Here is a 306-nt window from a genome sequence, read left to right as displayed (position 1 = left end):
CACTGCTGTCCGGAATAAATTTGGGGGGGAGTTCTGGAGGGATTGCAGCCACTGAGTTTGAAGGGTAGAACCCGTTGATGCGACTCAACAACTCAGTGACTACAACGTGTACACAAATACCCGATTTGCCGATCTTTTGAAAGGCTTGCCACGCCCTGTTTTCGACAAGCAGGTGCGCGAACTCGATGCAGACAAGCACTGCAAAGGCTTTAAATCTTGGGACCAACTGATCGCTCTGATCTATGCCCAGATTGCTTGCGCCTCCAGCCTCAGGGAAATAGAGACGGGCTTTAACAGCCAGAAGAT

Annotated in this window: 1 protein-coding gene; it reads left to right on the top strand. The window is 50.7% G+C overall.

All coding sequences use genetic code 11. The annotated features are described in order from the left end of the window. Positions 1–106: 106 nt before the first annotated feature. The coding region (locus CNQ84_RS20305) for a DUF4372 domain-containing protein (RefSeq protein ID WP_133065940.1) at positions 107–306 on the top strand (200 nt) is incomplete at its 3' end.

The organism is Pseudomonas abyssi, assembly GCF_002307495.1.
Lineage (GTDB): Bacteria > Pseudomonadota > Gammaproteobacteria > Pseudomonadales > Pseudomonadaceae > Halopseudomonas > Halopseudomonas abyssi.
The sequence above is the reverse complement of the archived record's forward strand: the minus strand, read 5'-3'. Positions and strand labels throughout refer to the sequence as shown.